The following is a 17,461-nucleotide window of genomic DNA, read 5'->3' as shown; positions in this document are numbered from 1 at the left end:
TGTTATATTTTATCAAAGATTTTTCGATATTTTTCTTCTTTAATATTAGAAATAATAGTTTGGATATTACTGATTTGAGAGGGTGTATCGTTGTAATCAATATGAGCGACTAAACTATTTGTAGCTAGTTCCTTTGTAACATAGGTAAACAGTTTTCGATTAGTGATAATTAAATCGGGTTTTAAGGTCGATATTTGACTAATATTATCTGTCAATAAGTAATAGGAATGAAATCTAATTTTATCTGTTGAAAGGGATTGCAAAATATAGTCTTTTAAAATTTCATTATTAGACTTCCTGCGAAACAAAATATGGTACAATAGTTCTATGAATTATGAAGCAAGCAAACAATTAACTGATGTACGATTTAAGCGCCTTGTTGGTGTTCAGCGCACTACTTTTGAAGAGATGTTAGCTGTGTTAAAAACAGCTTATCAACGTAAACACGCAAAAGGTGGCCGAACCCCTAAGTTAAGCTTAGAAGATCTCCTCATGGCTACTCTTCAATACATGCGAGAATACCGCACTTATGAACAAATTGCGGCTGATTTTGGCATTCACGAAAGCAACTTAATCCGTCGAAGTCAATGGGTTGAATCAACTCTTATTCAAAGTGGTTTTACGATTTCAAAAACTCATCTTAGTGCTGAGGATACGGTGATTGTGGATGCAACAGAGGTAAAAATCAATCGTCCTAAAAAATCAACTAGCGAATTATTCTGGTAAAAAGAAATGTCATGCTATGAAGGCTCAGGCGATTGTCACAAGCCAAGGGAGAATTGTTTCTTTGGATATTGCAGTGAACTATTGCCACGATATGAAGTTGTTCAAAATGAGTCGCAGAAACATCGGACAAGCTGCTAAAATCTTGGCAGACAGTGGTTATCAAGGGATCATGAAGATGTATTCACAAGCGCAAACTCCGAGGAAATCAAGCAAACTTAAGCCACTAACTCTTGAAGATAAAACCTATAACCATACGCTATCCAAAGAGAGAATCAAGGTTGAGAATATTTTGCCAAAGTAAAAACGTTTAAAATATTTTCAACAACCTATCGAAATCGACGCAAACGGTTTGGATTACGAATGAATTTGATTGCTGGAATGATCAACCGTGAACTAGGATTTTAGTTTCGCAGGAAGTCTATTGAACAATCCTTCCCCAAACACTAAAATTGTAATTCAAAGTTATGAAGCTTATGCTAATGCTATGAGGTTATTAACTGACGAAGAACAAAAACAAGTTAGCTTTTTAGGATTTATGTATCCTCTTAAAGAGACAGAAAAATTACATAACCAAGCTCTTATTTTGACGAATTCTGATCAAATCGAAGCATTAGAAAGTTTAGTGACTTCTCTTCCTAATTTGACTTTTAACATAGGTGCTTTGACCGAGATGTCTAGTGATCTCATGAATTTTGGCAAATATGATAATGTTGTACTCTACCCAAATATCACAACAAATCAAATACAATATTTATCAAATATTTGTGCTTTTTATCTTGATATTAATCATCATAATGAGATATTATCAGCAGTTCGCTCTGCTTTTGAACATCAACAGTTAATTTTTGCTTTCGAAGAGACTAGTCATCAAATTCGTTTTGTATCACCTAAAAATATTTTCCCAAAAAAAGATATTTTTACATTTATTTCGCACTTGCAGCCACTAATTGGCAATAAATGTAATATAGAAAAAGCATTAAAACAGCAGCTTGAAGATTGTCATGTTTCAAGCTCTACTCAGTATCAATCTGTAATTAATTAAGGGGAAAATTTTGAAAAAAAAGAATTTACTTCAGGAGAGTATTAATAAACGTCTATCTGAAGAGCGATATCAAATTCCTAAAGAAAAAAGAGAGAAAAAACGATTTGACATGCAGCTTATTCTGATTATTTCTATTTTAATAGGGTTAATCATGTCTATTATCGGAATTATTCGATTTTTCTTAACCTACAGTAGTTAAGTTACTATCCTTTATTTTGTAGAAAAATTGATAAATAAATGGTATTGTAACTCTATCACTAAATTTATATACTAGAGGAAAAAATGTCACGCAGTCAAAAAGTTATTTTAACTAATATGTGTCTTATTGAAGATAATAAAGGACGTATTGTGATGCAAATCCGTGATCCTAAACGTTATTCTTGGTCAGGAGCTGCTTTACCAGGCGGCCATATTGAAGAAGGAGAATGCTCTCGTTCGAGAAGTTCACGAGGAGACAGGTTTAACAATAAGTAATCCCAAATTAGTTGGTATGAAGCATTGGTACACAGATGAAGGCATCCGCTATTTGGTATTCCTTTATAAAACATATGATTTTTCAGGTGAATTACAATCGTCAGATGAAGGTGATGTTGTATGGATTGAACGTTCACAACTTGATAAGATTGAACTAGCATATGATATGCTTAACCTTTTGAGAGTATTTGACGAAGATGACATCTCAGAGATGTTTTATAGTAAGCGACTTGAAGATGGTTTTATAAGAAAATTTTATTAAACAAAAAAGAACTAGGAATGTAACCTAGTTCTTTTTAGATGTCTTTATTTAACTCCAGACATTAGTTTTTCAATGCGTGGAACATAAAATAAGAGGATAAATCCAAATACAACTGTTATACCACCAACAACACCATAATAAAGAGTTTGAGTATCAGGTGTGTACAATTTAACGATTTGAGCGTTAATAGCTTGTGCTGCAGCATTACTTAAGAACCAGATGCTCATCATTTGAGCTTGGAATGCTTTAGGTGCGAGCTTACTAGTTGCTGATAATCCAACTGGTGAGATTAGCATTTCCCCAACGATGACAATAGCCCAACTCATTGTTAACCAAAGAGGGCTTACTTTAGCGTTAACTCCAAAGAGTAAACCTGGTAGCATCATCCATAAGAATGAAGCTCCAGCAAAGAAAAGTCCATACGCAAATTTTTTAGGTGATGAAGGTTGCTTACTTCCCCATTTAGCCCATAACCAAGCAAAGAATGGTACATAAAGCATAATGAAGAGAGGGTTCATACTTTGGAAATAACTTGATGGGAAATTAATATGATGCCCAAAGAAGTTAAGGTAAAGTTTTGTTTGTTCATCTGCAAATAAGGCTAAGACAACTGAACCTTGTTCTTCAATTGACCAAAATAGAATTGAGGCGATAAAGAGAGGGATATATGCCCACACTCGAGAACGCTCAACAGAAGAAATCTTTTTACTACTTAAAATCTTGATAAAATAAATAATTGGGATGGCGATTGCAATAATACTAAAAATATCGATAATTACTTCAATTGTTAGCATATGCATCAAGTGAAGTAGAATAAGTACAATAACAATACCAATAAGGATAAGCCCAACTTTTTTATATAGAGAGGACTTTTCTTCAGGACTTAAAGGATCGTTTGGTCTGAGACTCTCTTCAGTCAAATATTTTTTTCCATCTAAGGTATATTGGAGGAGACCAAAGAACATACCAATAGCAGCAAGTGAGAAACCAAGATGGAAATTTACTTCTTGTCCGAGGTACCCCACTACAATGGGTGAAATAAAAGCACCAAGGTTAATACCAAAAACAAAGATACTAAAACCAGCATCACGACGAGAATCATTTTCTCCATATAAATTACCAACCATCTCTGATACATTTGGTTTTAATAGTCCAGTACCAAGGATAATTAGAGCAATCGAAATGAATAGAGCTGTTTGACCAAATGGTGTAGCTAGAGCAATATGACCTAGCATGATTAGAATACCACCATACAGAACAGTTTTACGACTACCTAGAATACGGTCGCTGACAAAACCACCAATTACTGATGAGAGATAAACCAGTGAACCATAGACAGCCATGATTGATGCAGCGACAGTCTTGTCCATACCAAGGCCACCTTGAGAAACACTATAGTACATATAGTACAGCAAAATAGCACGCATACCATAGTATGAGAATCTTTCCCACATTTCAGTAAAGAAAAGAGTGGACAAACCACGAGGATGTCCAAAGAATGATTTTGTTTTTTCCATGAAAAACGCTCCTTTTGTAGATAACACTATTAATAATATAGTAAATAGAAGCAACTGTCAAATTACTTAGCACTATCAAGTTATTTTTTTGTAGAGGTTAACACCCTTGGTAAACCAAGTTTTTTAACTATCTAGCTTAGAAAAAGGCTTGAATTCAATAGAACCCAAGCCTTTTTTAGAAAAGAAACCACAGTGAAATAAAAATGTCGTGTCTTTAAATTATCTGAAGATTATTTTACAGATCCACCTGTAATACCTTCAACATAGTATTTTTGCATGAACATGAAAAGTATTGTGATTGGAATTGCAATAATAACAGATCCTGCTGTAAATGACATGAACCACTGGTTGATGGTATCTTGTTGCAACATTGAAAAGAGACCAATAGCGACTGTGTACTTGCTCGTAGCATCACCTAAAATAACTTTTGCAAAGATAAAGTCCATCCAAGGGCCCATAAAAGCGATTAATGCAGTATAAACGATAATGGGTTTTGACAATGGTAGGGTGATTTTAAGGAAAATATCCAAACGGGTCGCCCCATCAATCATAGCAGACTCATCCAAAGAGTATGGAATAGTATCAAAGAAACCTTTTGCGATGTAGAAGGTTAATGCTGCTCCTGCAGAATAGACAAATATTAAAGCGGTTAATGTTTGGTCTAGATTTAGAGCTTTTAGGATGTAGTAAACTGCAATCATTGACATGAACCCAGGAAACATATTCAAGACTAAAGCTAGCTTTAGGAAACCATTACGGTGTTTGAATTTGATTCTGCTGAGAGAATAAGCCATTGCTACAGTGATTAAAGTTGATAGTATACAAGTACATGTAGCGACAAATAATGTATTTAAGAACCATTGACCAAATGGGAATGTGTTTTGGGTGAAGAGTTTAGCGTAGTTGTCTAATGTCCAAGTTTTAGGAATAAAGTAGTTGACAAAGGCACTTCCTTCACCACGGAAGCTTGTGAGAACGACCCAAACAATGGGAAAGAGCCACATAATTGATAGTACTATCAATAAAATATAAACAAAAGTAAGGTTAAGACGTTTTTTCTTATTCATTATTTAGCTGCCCCTTCCTTGTAAGAATTTGTTCTTGTGTAAGCTAGTAAACTAAATACTGCTGAAAGAATAAAGATTAAGATACCAACAACAGATGCTAAGTTATAATCTGCAGCAGTTACTGTCAAATTGTATAGCCAAGTGACAAGTAAATCGGTGCTACCTGCTTGGTAGTATGTTGAGTTTGTTGGTCCACCTTGAGTGAGTAGGTAGATAACGTTGAAGTTGTTAATATTTCCGATAAATTGTTGAATTAAAGTAGGAGTCATAATCAACAAAATTTGTGGGAAAGTAATTGATTGAAAGACTTGGAACTTATTCGCCCCATCAATTTCAGCAGCTTCAATTTGTTCTGCAGGTAAATTCATGATGATACCAGTAGCAACAAGCATTGTTACAGGAATACCAACCCACATATTAACAAAGATGATTGAGAATTTCGCCCAGACCGGATCAGAAAGGAATGGAAGGGGATGTGCTGAAGAAATAAGTCCCCATTTTATTAACAAGGCGTTAACCGGTCCAGCGTCACTTAAGAGGTTTCTCATGATTAAGAGAGAGATAAATTGAGGGACAGCCATGGTAATAACAAAAATAGTACGCCACATCTTTTTGAATTTCAAACCTTTTGTATTAATTAGTAAGGCAAGAATAATACCAAAGAAGAAATTCGTTACAGTAGCGAAAACAGCCCAAATTAATGTCCAAGATAGAACAGGGAAGAAAGTACTGGCCATACGCCCGCTAAAGATATTACCGAAGTTAGCAAAACCAACCCAGTCAAATAAACTTTTTGGCGGTAAGTGGTTATGATCATAGTTAGTAAATGCCAAACAAATCATATAAACTAACGGAAGGATTGTAAATAGAAGCACCCCTATTAAAGGAATAGACATTAAAGTCATATGGAAGCGTCCATCTGTCAAGCTTTTAATATCTTTTTTGAAGGATGGAATTTCTCTTCCTTCTTCTTTCAAGGTCAATAAATGTGCTGCGCTTTTAATGTTTGACCAGTAAATATAGGCAAATACGCAACAGAAGATAAGCGAAGCTAATCCAAAAATTAGCATTAACATAGAGTTATCACCTTGTGTCGCAACTTGGATTTTAATACCATCCACAGTTTTAGTTGTCATACCTTGTTCTTGGGTCCCTAAGGAAATAAGACCTTTTACAGCTGGGATAACTTGGTAAACAAAGGTAATTAAAAACAGAATTTCACTGATTAAAAATAAAAGTCCCTTGACAATTTGTTTATTTTTGAGGTTAGCAAGTCCCATAATTAAGAATGATAGTTTAGTTGCTAAATCACCTTTTTGAAAGACCTCTTTTAGGGACATACCATCAAGTGAGATCAGTTTTTTATTCATAATGGTCTCCTTTAATTGTTATTTTACAAAATAAGAGATGGGAAGCACTCTCAATTGAAAGGAAGAGTACTCACCTCATCTCATTACTCTAGACGTACTATTTTGTTTTAGCGATGTCTTTATCGAATTGTTTTAGACGTTTAAGGTAATCGCTAGATTTGATTTTACCACTGTAAGTATCGCTAAGAATAGCAGCACTTTCTGTCCAGAAGGTTGACATTTGACTCAACTTAGGCATAACCGTTGTATATTTATCTGAGCTACCCATTTCGATAACTGCTTTTGCAAGTTCATCTTTTTGGACGCTATCAGAAGATTGAATTGATGAGTTAGCAGGAACGATATGACGTTTTTCGAATTGAATTTTTTGACTTTCAGCATTAGTTAGATATGCAGCGAGTTTGTAGCTAGCTGAGATTCGTTTAGTGTTTGAACCAGCAGGTGCTTGGTTAACGGCATAAAGTTTAACGCCCAAGAATGCTTTTTGTTGAACTTCTTTGTCACCGATTTTCATTGTTGGGTAAACAGCAACACCGATTTTATCTTCACCGACAGCTTTTTTAGCAGCGTCGTAATCCCATGGTCCACTTTCAAAAGCATGAACAGAACCATCGCCAAATTTAGACATTGTATTTTCAGCTGTCAAGTTGACAAAACCATCATTTTTCTTTTGATCTGCAATCCATTTAAGGACAGAAACACCTGCTTCATTACCCCAGTTAGTGCCTTTAGCATCTTCACCAGATTTACCAAATAAAGTGTCGCCTACAGAAAGGAAAAGAGGACCTGTTACATATGAGTTAGCTGCTTTAAGCTGTTGACCGAATTTCCCTTTGCTTGTAATTGTTTCGTATGATTTAACGTCGTCAGCAGTTAACTTTGTTTTATTATAATAAAGAACTTGAGATTCAATACCAAATGGGAATGCATAAGTTTTCCCTTTATATTGTGCACCAGTAAGTGATTGTTTAGTGTCGTTTTTAGCAATTTCTTTTGAGTATTGCTCTGGAATTTCTTGGATAACACCAGATTCTACTAATTGACCAAGTTGGTCATGTGGAAGTGAGAATACATCGGCTGCCTTGCTTGGGTCTTTTTTTACGTTTTCTTGAGCTTTGGAGTCATTAGACTCAATCATTTTTACAGTAACGCCTTTGTTTTCCTTCTCGAATTTTTTAACAATTGCTTTATAAGACGCTTTTGAATCTGTTGGGACCCAAAGTTTGATAGTTGTTTTTGAAGCAGCATCAACTGAGTTAGAGTGAGTAGCAGCAATTGCTCCTCCTGCAACTACTGAAAGAGCAGCAGTACTAACAAGTAATTTTTTCCAAGTATTTTTTTCCATTTTGGTTCTCCTCCTAGAGAATATTTTAATTACACCTATATTATGCAACCGTTTGCAAAAAAAGTCAAGTCTTTTTTTAAAAAAAATAAGAAAAATAAAAAAATAATATCAATTAATACTAAATGAGAAGATTATTTTAGTGAGAGTATTACATTTGCAGAGAAGGCAAACGTTTGTTTTTTTCTTAGATTAGAGTATAATAGACAAAGGACTATACCAAAAGGTATAAAATGATTAGAATGAAGAGGTCGTAGGATGGTAACTATAAAAGATGTTGCTGCCAAAGCTGGTGTTAATCCATCGACAGTAAGTCGTGTACTAAAAGATAATGCATCTATTTCAAGTAAGACGAAAGAGCGCGTGAAAAAAGCTATGGAAGAGCTGGGCTATGTTCCTAATGTTGCAGCACAAATGTTGGCTAGTGGTTTAACGCAAAATATTGGAGTTATTTTTCCTCCACTGGTTTTACCAGACCGCTTAAGTGAACCCTTTTTCATGGAGATTCTTTCTACATCAACTAATGAAGCAAAAGAGCATGGGTTTACAGTTTCTATTGCAACAAGTATGTCTTCTGAGGAGTTGTTAGAACAAGTAAAATTAATGCATCTACAAAAACGAGTGGATGGTTTTATTGTTCTCTATTCGGATCAAAAAGATCCTATCAGAGAGTATTTATTAAAATATAAACTGCCCTTTGTTGTTGTTGGTGCTGCTAATGGCTATGAAAATGAGATTACTTATATTGATAATGATAATCAGCTGATGGGGAAATCTGCCATTGATTATCTCTATAAAAAAGGACATAAAAGCATCCAGTTTGTTACAGATGATTTAAATTCAGAAGTATCAGAAGAGCGCTATTTAGGGTATTTTAAAGGTGCTAGAAAGTTAGGTTTAAACCAAAAGCCAGCTCTTTTATTTGACAGAGGCAATCCGCAAGTTTTAGAGGAATTTATAAATAGAGTCAAAGAAGAAGAAACAACTGCTTTAATTGTTATTGGTGATACTGTCTCTGTTAGAGTAATGCAATTTCTTTCTTTCTATAAATTAAAAGTTCCAGATGACATTTCTATCATGACCTTTAATAATTCTCTCTTCTCACATCTGATTCATCCTTACCTAAGCACATTTGATATTAATGTTAATAATCTAGGAAGGACAAGCGTTCGTCGTCTGATTGACATCATTAAATCTCCAGACAAAGTCTTTAGTGAGACTATTATTGTGCCTTTTACTTTAGAAGAGCGTGAAAGTGTCCGAGATATTTCTAAAAATAATAATTAAGCTATGATATAAAGACTTCTATCAATTTTCGATAGAAGTTTTTTTAAATTATGCTTGACTTATGCAATCGCTTGCGTTAAGATGGAGGAGTAAAGTAAGTAATCGAAAAGGAGAATCAATATGAAAAAACGTGCAAGTGGTGTCTTAATGCACATCACTTCTCTACCAGGTGATTTAGGTATTGGAACATTTGGACGAGAAGCCTACGCTTTTGTTGATTTTTTGGTCGAAACTGATCAAAAATTTTGGCAAATTCTTCCCTTAACAACAACAAGCTTCGGGGACTCTCCTTACCAGTCTTTTTCTGCAGTAGCTGGTAATACACATTTAATTGATTTTGATTTGCTAACGCTTGAAGGTTTCATTTCGAAAGATGACTACCAAAATATTAGTTTTGGACAGGATCCAGAAGTTGTTGATTATGCTGGTCTGTTTGAAAAACGCCGTCCAGTTTTAGAAAAAGCAGTTAAAAATTTCTTGCAAGAAGAGAGAGCTACGAGAATGCTATCTGATTTCTTGCAAGAAGAAAAATGGGTAACTGATTTTGCTGAATTTATGGCGATCAAAGAACATTTTGGTAATAAGGCGCTTCAAGAATGGGATGACAAGGCTATTATACGCCGCGAAGAAGAAGCCTTAGCAGGATATCGTCAAAAGCTTAGTGAAGTGATAAAATATCATGAAGTAACGCAATATTTCTTTTACAAACAATGGTTTGAGTTAAAAGAATATGCTAATGATAAAGGGATTCAAATTATCGGTGATATGCCAATCTACGTTTCTGCCGATAGTGTAGAAGTTTGGACAATGCCTGAACTGTTTAAATTAGATCGCGACAAACAACCACTTGCTATTGCTGGTGTACCAGCGGATGATTTTTCTGACGATGGTCAGCTTTGGGGCAATCCTATTTACAATTGGGATTACCACAAAGAGTCAGATTTTGACTGGTGGATTTATCGTATTCAATCTGGTGTTAAGATGTATGACTATTTGCGTATTGATCATTTTAAAGGTTTTTCAGATTATTGGGAAATTCGAGGAGATTATCAAACAGCTAATGATGGCTCATGGCAACCAGCTCCCGGTCCAGAATTATTTGCAACTATCAAAGAAAAATTAGGTGATTTACCTATTATTGCTGAGAATTTAGGCTATATTGATGAGAGAGCAGAGAGATTACTGGCTGGAACAGGGTTCCCAGGTATGAAAATCATGGAATTCGGTTTTTATGATACAACAGGAAATAGTATTGATATTCCTCATAACTACACAGAAAATACAATTGCATATGCTGGAACTCATGATAACGAAGTTATTAATGGCTGGTTTGAAAATCTTACAGTCGAACAGAAAGCTTATGCAGAAAATTACATGCGTCGTTTGCCAAATGAGCCCATTACTGAGACTGTACTGCGTACCTTGTATGCAACCGTTAGTCAAACAACGATTACATGTATGCAAGATCTACTAGATAAACCTGCAGATAGCCGTATGAACATGCCAAATACCGTTGGAGGTAACTGGCAATGGCGTATGAGAAAAGAAGACTTAACAGAAAATCGCAAAGCATTCTTAAAAGAGATTACAACTATTTATAATAGAGGGAATAAATAAGGAATATTATCATGACAAGAAATTTTACAACTTACGTTGGACAACAAGGAAAAGTATTATCAGAATTAACAAATGAAGAGATTTACGTTGAATTGTTAAATTTTGTAAAAGAAGAAGCTGCCGCTAAATCAAAAAATAGCTCTCAACGTAAGGTATACTATATTTCAGCTGAGTTTCTAATTGGTAAATTACTTTCAAATAATTTGATTAACTTAGGGATTTATAAAGATGTCAAAAAAGAGTTAGAACTTGTAGGTAAATCAATTGCTGAAATAGAAGATGTAGAGCCAGAACCATCACTTGGTAATGGTGGTTTAGGGCGTTTAGCATCATGTTTTATTGACTCGATTTCTTCTTTAGGTATTAATGGTGAAGGTGTTGGTTTAAACTATCACTGTGGGCTTTTCAAACAAGTATTTCGCAACAATCAACAAGAAGCAGAAGCTAACTACTGGATTGAGAATAATTCTTGGTTAGTACCAACAGATATTTCTTATGATGTTCCTTTCCGTGACTTTACTTTAAAATCACGCCTAGATAGAATTGATGTATTAGGTTATAAGAAAGATACTAAAAATTATTTGAACCTTTTTGATATTGATGGACTTGATTATAACCTTATTGAAAAAGGTATCACTTTTGATAAGACAGAAATCAAGAAGAATTTAACCTTGTTCTTGTATCCAGATGATTCAGATAAAAATGGAGAATTATTACGTATCTATCAGCAATATTTCATGGTTTCAAATGCTGCTCAATTATTAATTGATGAAGCAATCGAGCGTGGTTCAAACCTTCATGATTTAGCTGAATATGCTTATGTTCAAATTAATGACACTCACCCATCTATGGTCATCCCTGAGTTGATTCGTTTATTGACAGAAAAACATGGTTTTGAATTTGACGAAGCTGTGTCAGTTGTTCGCAATATGGTTGGCTATACAAACCATACCATCCTTGCAGAAGCTCTTGAAAAATGGCCTTTAGAGTATCTTAATGAGGTAGTACCCCACCTAGTAACAATCATTAAAAAATTAGATCAAATGATTCGTGAAGAGCAAACAAATCCAGAGGTTCAAATTATTGATGAAGCTGGACGTGTTCACATGGCGCATATGGATATCCACTTCTCAACAAGCGTTAATGGTGTAGCAGCATTACATACAGAAATCCTTAAAAATAGTGAATTAAAGGTTTTCTATGATATTTACCCAGATAAGTTTAACAATAAGACAAACGGTATTACATTCCGTCGCTGGTTGGAGTTTGCTAACCAAGATTTAGCAGATTACTTGAAAGAACTAATTGGGGATAGCTATCTTACTGATGCGACTCAGCTCGAAAAATTGTTAACTTATGCTGATAGCAATGAAGTTCATGATAAATTAGCTGCTATTAAATTTAAAAACAAACTGGCTCTTAAACGTTACCTTAAGGAAAATAAAGGTATTGAATTGGATGAATACTCAATTATTGATACACAAATCAAACGATTCCACGAATATAAGCGCCAACAAATGAATGCTTTATATGTTATTCATAAATACTTAGAAATTAAACGTGGGCATTTCCCATCACGTAAATTAACAGTTATTTTTGGTGGTAAAGCTGCTCCAGCCTATACTATTGCACAGGATATCATTCACTTAATTCTCTGCTTATCAGAATTAATTAATAATGATCCAGAAGTTAATAAATACCTTAATGTCCATTTAGTAGAAAATTACAATGTGACAGTAGCGGAAAAGTTAATCCCTGCAACAGATATTTCGGAACAAATTTCATTGGCTTCCAAAGAAGCATCTGGTACAGGTAACATGAAATTTATGTTGAATGGTGCTCTTACTCTTGGTACTATGGATGGGGCAAATGTTGAAATAGCTGAATTAGCTGGCAAAGAGAACATCTACACATTTGGTAAAGACTCTGATACTATCATTAATCTTTATGAAACATCTGGTTATCGTTCAAAAGATTACTATGATAAAGACAAAGTAATTCGTGAAGCTGTTGATTTTATCATTAGTGATGATATAGTGTCACTCGGTAATGCAGAACGACTAAAGAGATTGCATGATGAGTTAGTAGGTAAAGATTGGTTCATGACATTGATTGATTTGAAAGAATACATTGCTGTTAAAGAACAAGTGCTTGCTGATTATGAAGATTATGAATCATGGAATAAGAAAGTTATACACAATATTGCTAAAGCAGGGTTCTTCTCATCAGATCGTACAATCGAACAATATAATCAAGATATTTGGCATTCAAATTAAAAAGTCTCTAAAAGTAAGGTTTTCAACCTTACTTTTTTCTTGTCTAATAAAACTATAAGTATTTATTTTTGTCCGTAGACTTTAAAAATAGAACTGAGCAGAACTTATTCTAAATATTTAATTGCATGTGTATTTATATTCTATATAATATAAAAATATGCACCCTGTGATACTTGGTTATAGGGTGTTTTAATTTTTGAAATATAAACTAAAATTAAAAAATATAATTTGATTTCAAAATACAGAAAAATCAGATAAAAAGCTTTATAATATAGTATTATCCACACTTTAAAGAGTATTATCCACATTTAAAAAAATAAGATAAAATGATAAAAAATAAATTATTAATTAATTGACAGTGTGAATTCATAGTTGTATAATTAAACACATCTAAAAATCGGAAAGGTAATTTGCTATGTTGAAAAAACTATTTGCACCCCCTCAGAAAAGAGAACGTTTATCAGCTGAGGAAATTAAGCATAAATATCCTCGTTATCGTGTACAAGTCCTTATTTCTATTTTTGTAGGTTATATGGGATACTATTTTGTTCGTAATACGACTTCAATTTTATCTGGTATCCTTAATATGTCTGCTACTGAGATTGGTATTATTACCTGTGCTAGCTACATTGCTTATGGTCTCTCTAAATTTATTTCTGGTTTGATTTCAGATGAATCGAATTCTAAAATTTTCCTTCCAGTTGGTTTGTTTCTTACAGGACTAGTTAATGTGTTAATCGGTGTTATTCCATCTGTAATTACTAGTATCTGGCTCTTTACTATCATGTATCTTATTAATGGTTGGTTACAAGGGATGGGATACCCTCCTGGAGCGCGTACATTAGTCTATTGGTATGATAATAAAGAAAGAATTAAATATGCTACCATTTGGAATTTATCTCACAATTTTGGTGGAGCAATAGCGCCGATTTTAACTGGTGTAGGTCTAGCTCTTGCTGGTAATGATTCTCTTAATCAAGCGCGTGCTGCTTATTGGTTTCCAGGGGTGGTGGCTTGTCTTTTGGCTGTTCTTGTTTACTTTTTACAAGAAGATACTCCAGAATCTATCGGACTTCCGCCTATAGAAGAGTATCATAAAGAGCAATATACTAATGTTGTGGATTCAAGTGACATTTTAGAAGAGCCTGAAGTTTTGGGTATGGGCGAAATTATAAAAAAATATATTCTACCAAATACTAAACTGATGTGGGCATCCTTGTATTCAATATTTGTATATATTTTACGTTACGGTATTGTCTCATGGACTCCTAAGTTTTTAGCGACGAGTGTGCAAGATGGTGGAAAAGGTATTACTGCAACAGCTGGTATGGGTGGTTTTTCACTTTTTGAAATAGGTGGTATTATTGGGATGCTAACAGCAGGATATCTATCTGCCAAAGTGTTTAAAAACTCTAAACCTTTAACCAATGTAGCCTTCTTAGTTGTAGCAATCTTATTACTAGCTGCCTATTGGTTTATTCCAGCAGGACCTCAATATATGGCATTAGACTTCATTATTTTACTAGGTTTGGGGGCATCAATCTACGGTCCTGTTATGATGGTTGGCCTGTATGCTATGGAGTTAGTTCCAAAAGCAGCAGCTGGAGCAGCTTCAGGATTGACTGGCACATTTAGTTATGTCGGAGGAGCAACGATCGCTACTCTAGCTATTGGTATTATTATTGACCACTTTGGTTGGGGAGTAGCATTTATAATATTTGGTATTTCTGGATTTGCGGCTATTGTCTGTACCTTGCTTTCAAGAGATAAGAGTCTAGAGTATTGGTGATATTATTTGGTAAAAGTATCATTTAATATTTAGTGAGATAAGTTATGAAAAAAGGCCTCTTGAAAGAGACCTTTTTTGTTTTAGATAATCTATTTGTTGAAGTAATTAGTGATATCGATTGTTTTTAATAGATAGTTTCTACCTAGTTAAAATAAAACTACCCCATTAATAATGATTCAATTTTAATGTCATATTCAGGGTAGTGTATGCTTAAATGTTCGATAATCACATGATAAATTTGTGTGATTTTTGCTCTTTTTTCTGGGAAGTCATGACCAATATAGTGGAAGGAACATTCTATCGTTAAAAAGAGCTCATGGAATAAGGTATTGACTTCTTCTAAAAGTTCTAAAAGTTTTTTATCTTCAGTAATAAACGCAGGTGCAGTATTGATTTCATCAGCCCAAGCATCTACAGGTCTAAGTGGATAAGTACCGTATTCTAGACATAATTCATAAGTCATAAAAGTCCTCCTAGTCTTTTACTATTTTAACATATGTGTGTTCTTAAGAAGAATAATTTGTCTTTAAAGCAAAGAATATGTCCTAAGCGTATTTTTTGCTATGTTGTAAGGAGTCGTTATATAATGAAGTATACTAACTTATTTTGCAGATGAGGAGAAAAAATGTCAGAAAAAATCAGAGTTTTACTCTATTATAAATATGTTTCAATTGAAAATGCGGAAGAGTACGCTGCGAAACATCTAGAATTTTGTAAATCTATTGGGCTTAAAGGTCGTATTTTGATTGCGGATGAGGGGATTAATGGAACTGTTTCTGGAGATTATGAAACAACTCAGAAGTATATGGATTGGGTCCACAGCGATGAGCGTTTTGCTGATCTTTGGTTCAAGATTGACGAGGAAAATCAACAAGCTTTCCGTAAAATGTTTGTTCGTTATAAGAAAGAGATTGTGCACCTTGGGTTAGAAGATAATAACTTTGATAGCGATATTAATCCTTTGGAAACAACAGGTGAGTATTTAAATCCTAAACAATTTAAAGAAGCCTTGCTTGATGAAGATACTGTTGTTTTAGATACGCGTAATGATTATGAGTATGACTTAGGTCACTTCCGTGGAGCAATTCGTCCTGATATTCGCAATTTCCGTGAGTTACCACAATGGGTACGTGACAACAAAGATAAGTTTATGGAAAAACGTGTTGTTGTGTACTGTACCGGTGGTGTTCGTTGTGAGAAATTCTCGGGTTGGATGGTTCGAGAAGGTTTTAAAGATGTTGGACAATTACACGGTGGTATTGCAACATATGGAAAAGATCCGGAAGTTCAAGGTGAACTTTGGGATGGTGCGATGTATGTTTTTGATGATCGTATCTCGGTGCCAATTAATCATGTTAATCCAACTGTTATTAGTAAAGATTATTTTGATGGAACACCTTGTGAACGTTATGTCAATTGTGCAAATCCGTTTTGTAACAAACAAATTTTTGCTTCAGAAGAAAACGAAGCGAAGTATGTTCGAGGGTGCTCGCCTGAATGTCGTGCACATGAACGTAATCGCTATGTGCAAGAAAATGGTTTATCACGTCAAGAATGGGCAGAACGTTTAGAAGCTATTGGAGAATCCTTACCTCAAGTAGCAAATGTTTAATTTAAAAATAGCATAAAAATCCAGTTATCCGCATAAAAACTGGACTTATCACACTTTATCAAGGTCAAAACCACTCAATTTACTACTAATTTACTACTTATGAATGAGCTTTGATACGACGATTTATCCTTGAAAAGTGAAGATATAAAGATACTTCCAATAAAATTTGAATATTTAATAGGTAGACACTTCAAAAAATGAGGTGTCTATTTTTTTACCCGATTTTGAAAGGAAGTGAACTTATGAAAACAAAAAATCAAGAATCAAAAGGTCGTTCCCCACTCTTTAAGACCATCAAACATTCATTCAGCCAATAAAAAAGAAAGGATAGGTAAAAATATGGAACTTAAATTTGTGATTCCCAACATGGAAAAAACATTCGGCAATTTAGAATTTGCTGGCGAGGATAAAGTCGTTCAGCGAAGAATCAACGGACGGCTAACTGTCTTATCAAGAAGCTATAATCTCTATTCTGATGTTCAAAGAGCAGATGATATTGTGGTGGTGCTTCCTGCTGAAGCTGGCGAAAAACATTTCGGCTTTGAGGAACGTGTGAAGTTAGTCAATCCACGTATTACCGCAGAGGGCTACAAAATCGGCACTCGTGGTTTTACAAATTACCTTTTACATGCTGACGACATGATAAAAGAATAAAGAAAGAGAGGAAAAATGATGAGATTAGCAAATGGCATTGTATTAGATAAAGACACGACTTTTGGAGAATTGAAATTCTCTGCTCTACGTCGTGAAGTGAGAATCCAAAATGAAGACGGGTCGGTTTCAGATGAAATCAAGGAACGTACCTATGACTTAAAATCCAAAGGACAAGGACGCATGATTCAAGTAAGTATTCCTGCCAGCGTGCCTTTGAAAGAGTTTGATTATAACGCACGGGTGGAACTTATCAATCCCATTGCGGACACCGTTGCTACTGCCACCTATCAAGGAGCAGATGTTGACTGGTATATCAAGGCAGACGATATTGTGCTGACAAAGGATTCTAGTTCATTCAAAGCTCAACCACAAGCAAAGAAAGAACCGACACAAGACAAATAGTCGCTAGGTAGAAAGGAGACTTTT

General features: G+C 34.5%; 13 protein-coding genes and 4 pseudogenes. 11 read left to right on the top strand and 6 right to left on the bottom strand.

Going from position 1 to position 17,461, the window contains the following annotated elements; translation table 11 throughout:
* Positions 1-2 precede the first annotated feature (2 nt).
* Positions 3-290: pseudogene (locus EGX96_RS01480) on the bottom strand (helix-turn-helix domain-containing protein); the annotation flags it as partial.
* Between the two features lie 37 nt (positions 291-327).
* On the opposite strand from EGX96_RS01480, the pseudogene EGX96_RS01475 reads away from it, so the two are divergent.
* The 4 genes and pseudogenes from EGX96_RS01475 to EGX96_RS01460 all read left to right on the top strand — a co-directional run bounded on the left by EGX96_RS01475 (position 328) and on the right by EGX96_RS01460 (position 2,504).
* Positions 328-1,131, top strand: a pseudogene (locus EGX96_RS01475) (IS5 family transposase).
* A 13-nt stretch (positions 1,132-1,144) separates the two neighbouring features.
* Positions 1,145-1,768: pseudogene (locus tag EGX96_RS01470) on the top strand (accessory Sec system glycosylation chaperone GtfB); the annotation flags it as partial.
* A 10-nt stretch (positions 1,769-1,778) separates the two neighbouring features.
* Complete coding sequence (locus EGX96_RS01465) at positions 1,779-1,967, top strand: hypothetical protein (protein ID WP_000728848.1); 189 nt, start codon at positions 1,779-1,781, stop codon at positions 1,965-1,967.
* Positions 1,968-2,050: 83 nt separating this feature from the next.
* Positions 2,051-2,504, top strand: a pseudogene (locus EGX96_RS01460) (8-oxo-dGTP diphosphatase).
* A 44-nt stretch (positions 2,505-2,548) separates the two neighbouring features.
* On the opposite strand, the gene EGX96_RS01455 reads toward EGX96_RS01460, so the two are convergent.
* The 4 genes from EGX96_RS01455 to EGX96_RS01440 all read right to left on the bottom strand — a co-directional run bounded on the left by EGX96_RS01455 (position 2,549) and on the right by EGX96_RS01440 (position 7,803).
* Positions 2,549-4,021, bottom strand: coding sequence for a peptide MFS transporter (locus tag EGX96_RS01455; RefSeq protein ID WP_000416074.1), 1,473 nt, complete (start codon positions 4,019-4,021; stop codon positions 2,549-2,551).
* A 230-nt stretch (positions 4,022-4,251) separates the two neighbouring features.
* Positions 4,252-5,088, bottom strand: coding sequence for a sugar ABC transporter permease (locus EGX96_RS01450; RefSeq protein ID WP_001035401.1), 837 nt, complete (start codon positions 5,086-5,088; stop codon positions 4,252-4,254).
* The gene (locus tag EGX96_RS01445; protein WP_001035541.1) at positions 5,088-6,458 is read right to left on the bottom strand and encodes a carbohydrate ABC transporter permease; all 1,371 of its coding nucleotides are present in this window, start codon (positions 6,456-6,458) and stop codon (positions 5,088-5,090) included. Before EGX96_RS01445 ends, EGX96_RS01450 begins: the two co-directional genes overlap by 1 nt.
* Positions 6,459-6,555: 97 nt before the next feature.
* The gene (locus tag EGX96_RS01440; RefSeq protein ID WP_000414616.1) at positions 6,556-7,803 is read right to left on the bottom strand and encodes an extracellular solute-binding protein; all 1,248 of its coding nucleotides are present in this window, start codon (positions 7,801-7,803) and stop codon (positions 6,556-6,558) included.
* Between the two features lie 255 nt (positions 7,804-8,058).
* Here EGX96_RS01440 and EGX96_RS01435 point away from each other — a divergent pair, with 255 nt between their 5' ends.
* The 4 genes from EGX96_RS01435 to EGX96_RS01415 all read left to right on the top strand — a co-directional run bounded on the left by EGX96_RS01435 (position 8,059) and on the right by EGX96_RS01415 (position 14,769).
* On the top strand, positions 8,059-9,087 hold the full coding sequence (locus tag EGX96_RS01435) for a LacI family DNA-binding transcriptional regulator (RefSeq protein ID WP_000256312.1): 1,029 nt from the start codon (positions 8,059-8,061) through the stop codon (positions 9,085-9,087).
* Between the two features lie 120 nt (positions 9,088-9,207).
* Complete coding sequence (gene malQ / locus EGX96_RS01430) at positions 9,208-10,704, top strand: 4-alpha-glucanotransferase (protein ID WP_000745458.1); 1,497 nt, start codon at positions 9,208-9,210, stop codon at positions 10,702-10,704.
* Positions 10,705-10,715: 11 nt separating this feature from the next.
* Complete coding sequence (glgP, locus tag EGX96_RS01425; RefSeq protein WP_000197731.1) at positions 10,716-12,980, top strand: glycogen/starch/alpha-glucan family phosphorylase; 2,265 nt, start codon at positions 10,716-10,718, stop codon at positions 12,978-12,980.
* A 415-nt stretch (positions 12,981-13,395) separates the two neighbouring features.
* Positions 13,396-14,769, top strand: coding sequence for an MFS transporter (locus tag EGX96_RS01415; RefSeq protein WP_000914221.1), 1,374 nt, complete (start codon positions 13,396-13,398; stop codon positions 14,767-14,769).
* 157 nt (positions 14,770-14,926) lie between these two features.
* On the opposite strand, the gene EGX96_RS01410 is transcribed toward EGX96_RS01415, so the two are convergent.
* Complete coding sequence (locus tag EGX96_RS01410; protein ID WP_000220571.1) at positions 14,927-15,232, bottom strand: hypothetical protein; 306 nt, start codon at positions 15,230-15,232, stop codon at positions 14,927-14,929.
* A gap of 162 nt (positions 15,233-15,394) precedes the next feature.
* On the opposite strand from EGX96_RS01410, the gene trhO reads away from it, so the two are divergent.
* The 3 genes from trhO to EGX96_RS01390 all read left to right on the top strand — a co-directional run bounded on the left by trhO (position 15,395) and on the right by EGX96_RS01390 (position 17,437).
* Positions 15,395-16,381 (top strand): oxygen-dependent tRNA uridine(34) hydroxylase TrhO, encoded by a 987-nt coding sequence (gene trhO, locus EGX96_RS01405; protein ID WP_001290916.1) that lies wholly within the window; start codon positions 15,395-15,397, stop codon positions 16,379-16,381.
* A gap of 339 nt (positions 16,382-16,720) precedes the next feature.
* Positions 16,721-17,035 carry a YdcP family protein gene (locus EGX96_RS01395; RefSeq protein ID WP_000420682.1) on the top strand — a complete coding sequence of 105 codons (315 nt, stop codon included), beginning with the start codon at positions 16,721-16,723 and terminating at the stop codon, positions 17,033-17,035.
* Between the two features lie 15 nt (positions 17,036-17,050).
* Complete coding sequence (locus EGX96_RS01390; RefSeq protein WP_000985015.1) at positions 17,051-17,437, top strand: YdcP family protein; 387 nt, start codon at positions 17,051-17,053, stop codon at positions 17,435-17,437.
* Positions 17,438-17,461 lie beyond the last annotated feature (24 nt).

This window comes from Streptococcus sp. FDAARGOS_520 (assembly GCF_003812685.1).
In the GTDB taxonomy this organism is placed as follows: domain Bacteria; phylum Bacillota; class Bacilli; order Lactobacillales; family Streptococcaceae; genus Streptococcus; species Streptococcus agalactiae.
The sequence above is the reverse complement of the archived record's forward strand: the minus strand, read 5'-3'. Positions and strand labels throughout refer to the sequence as shown.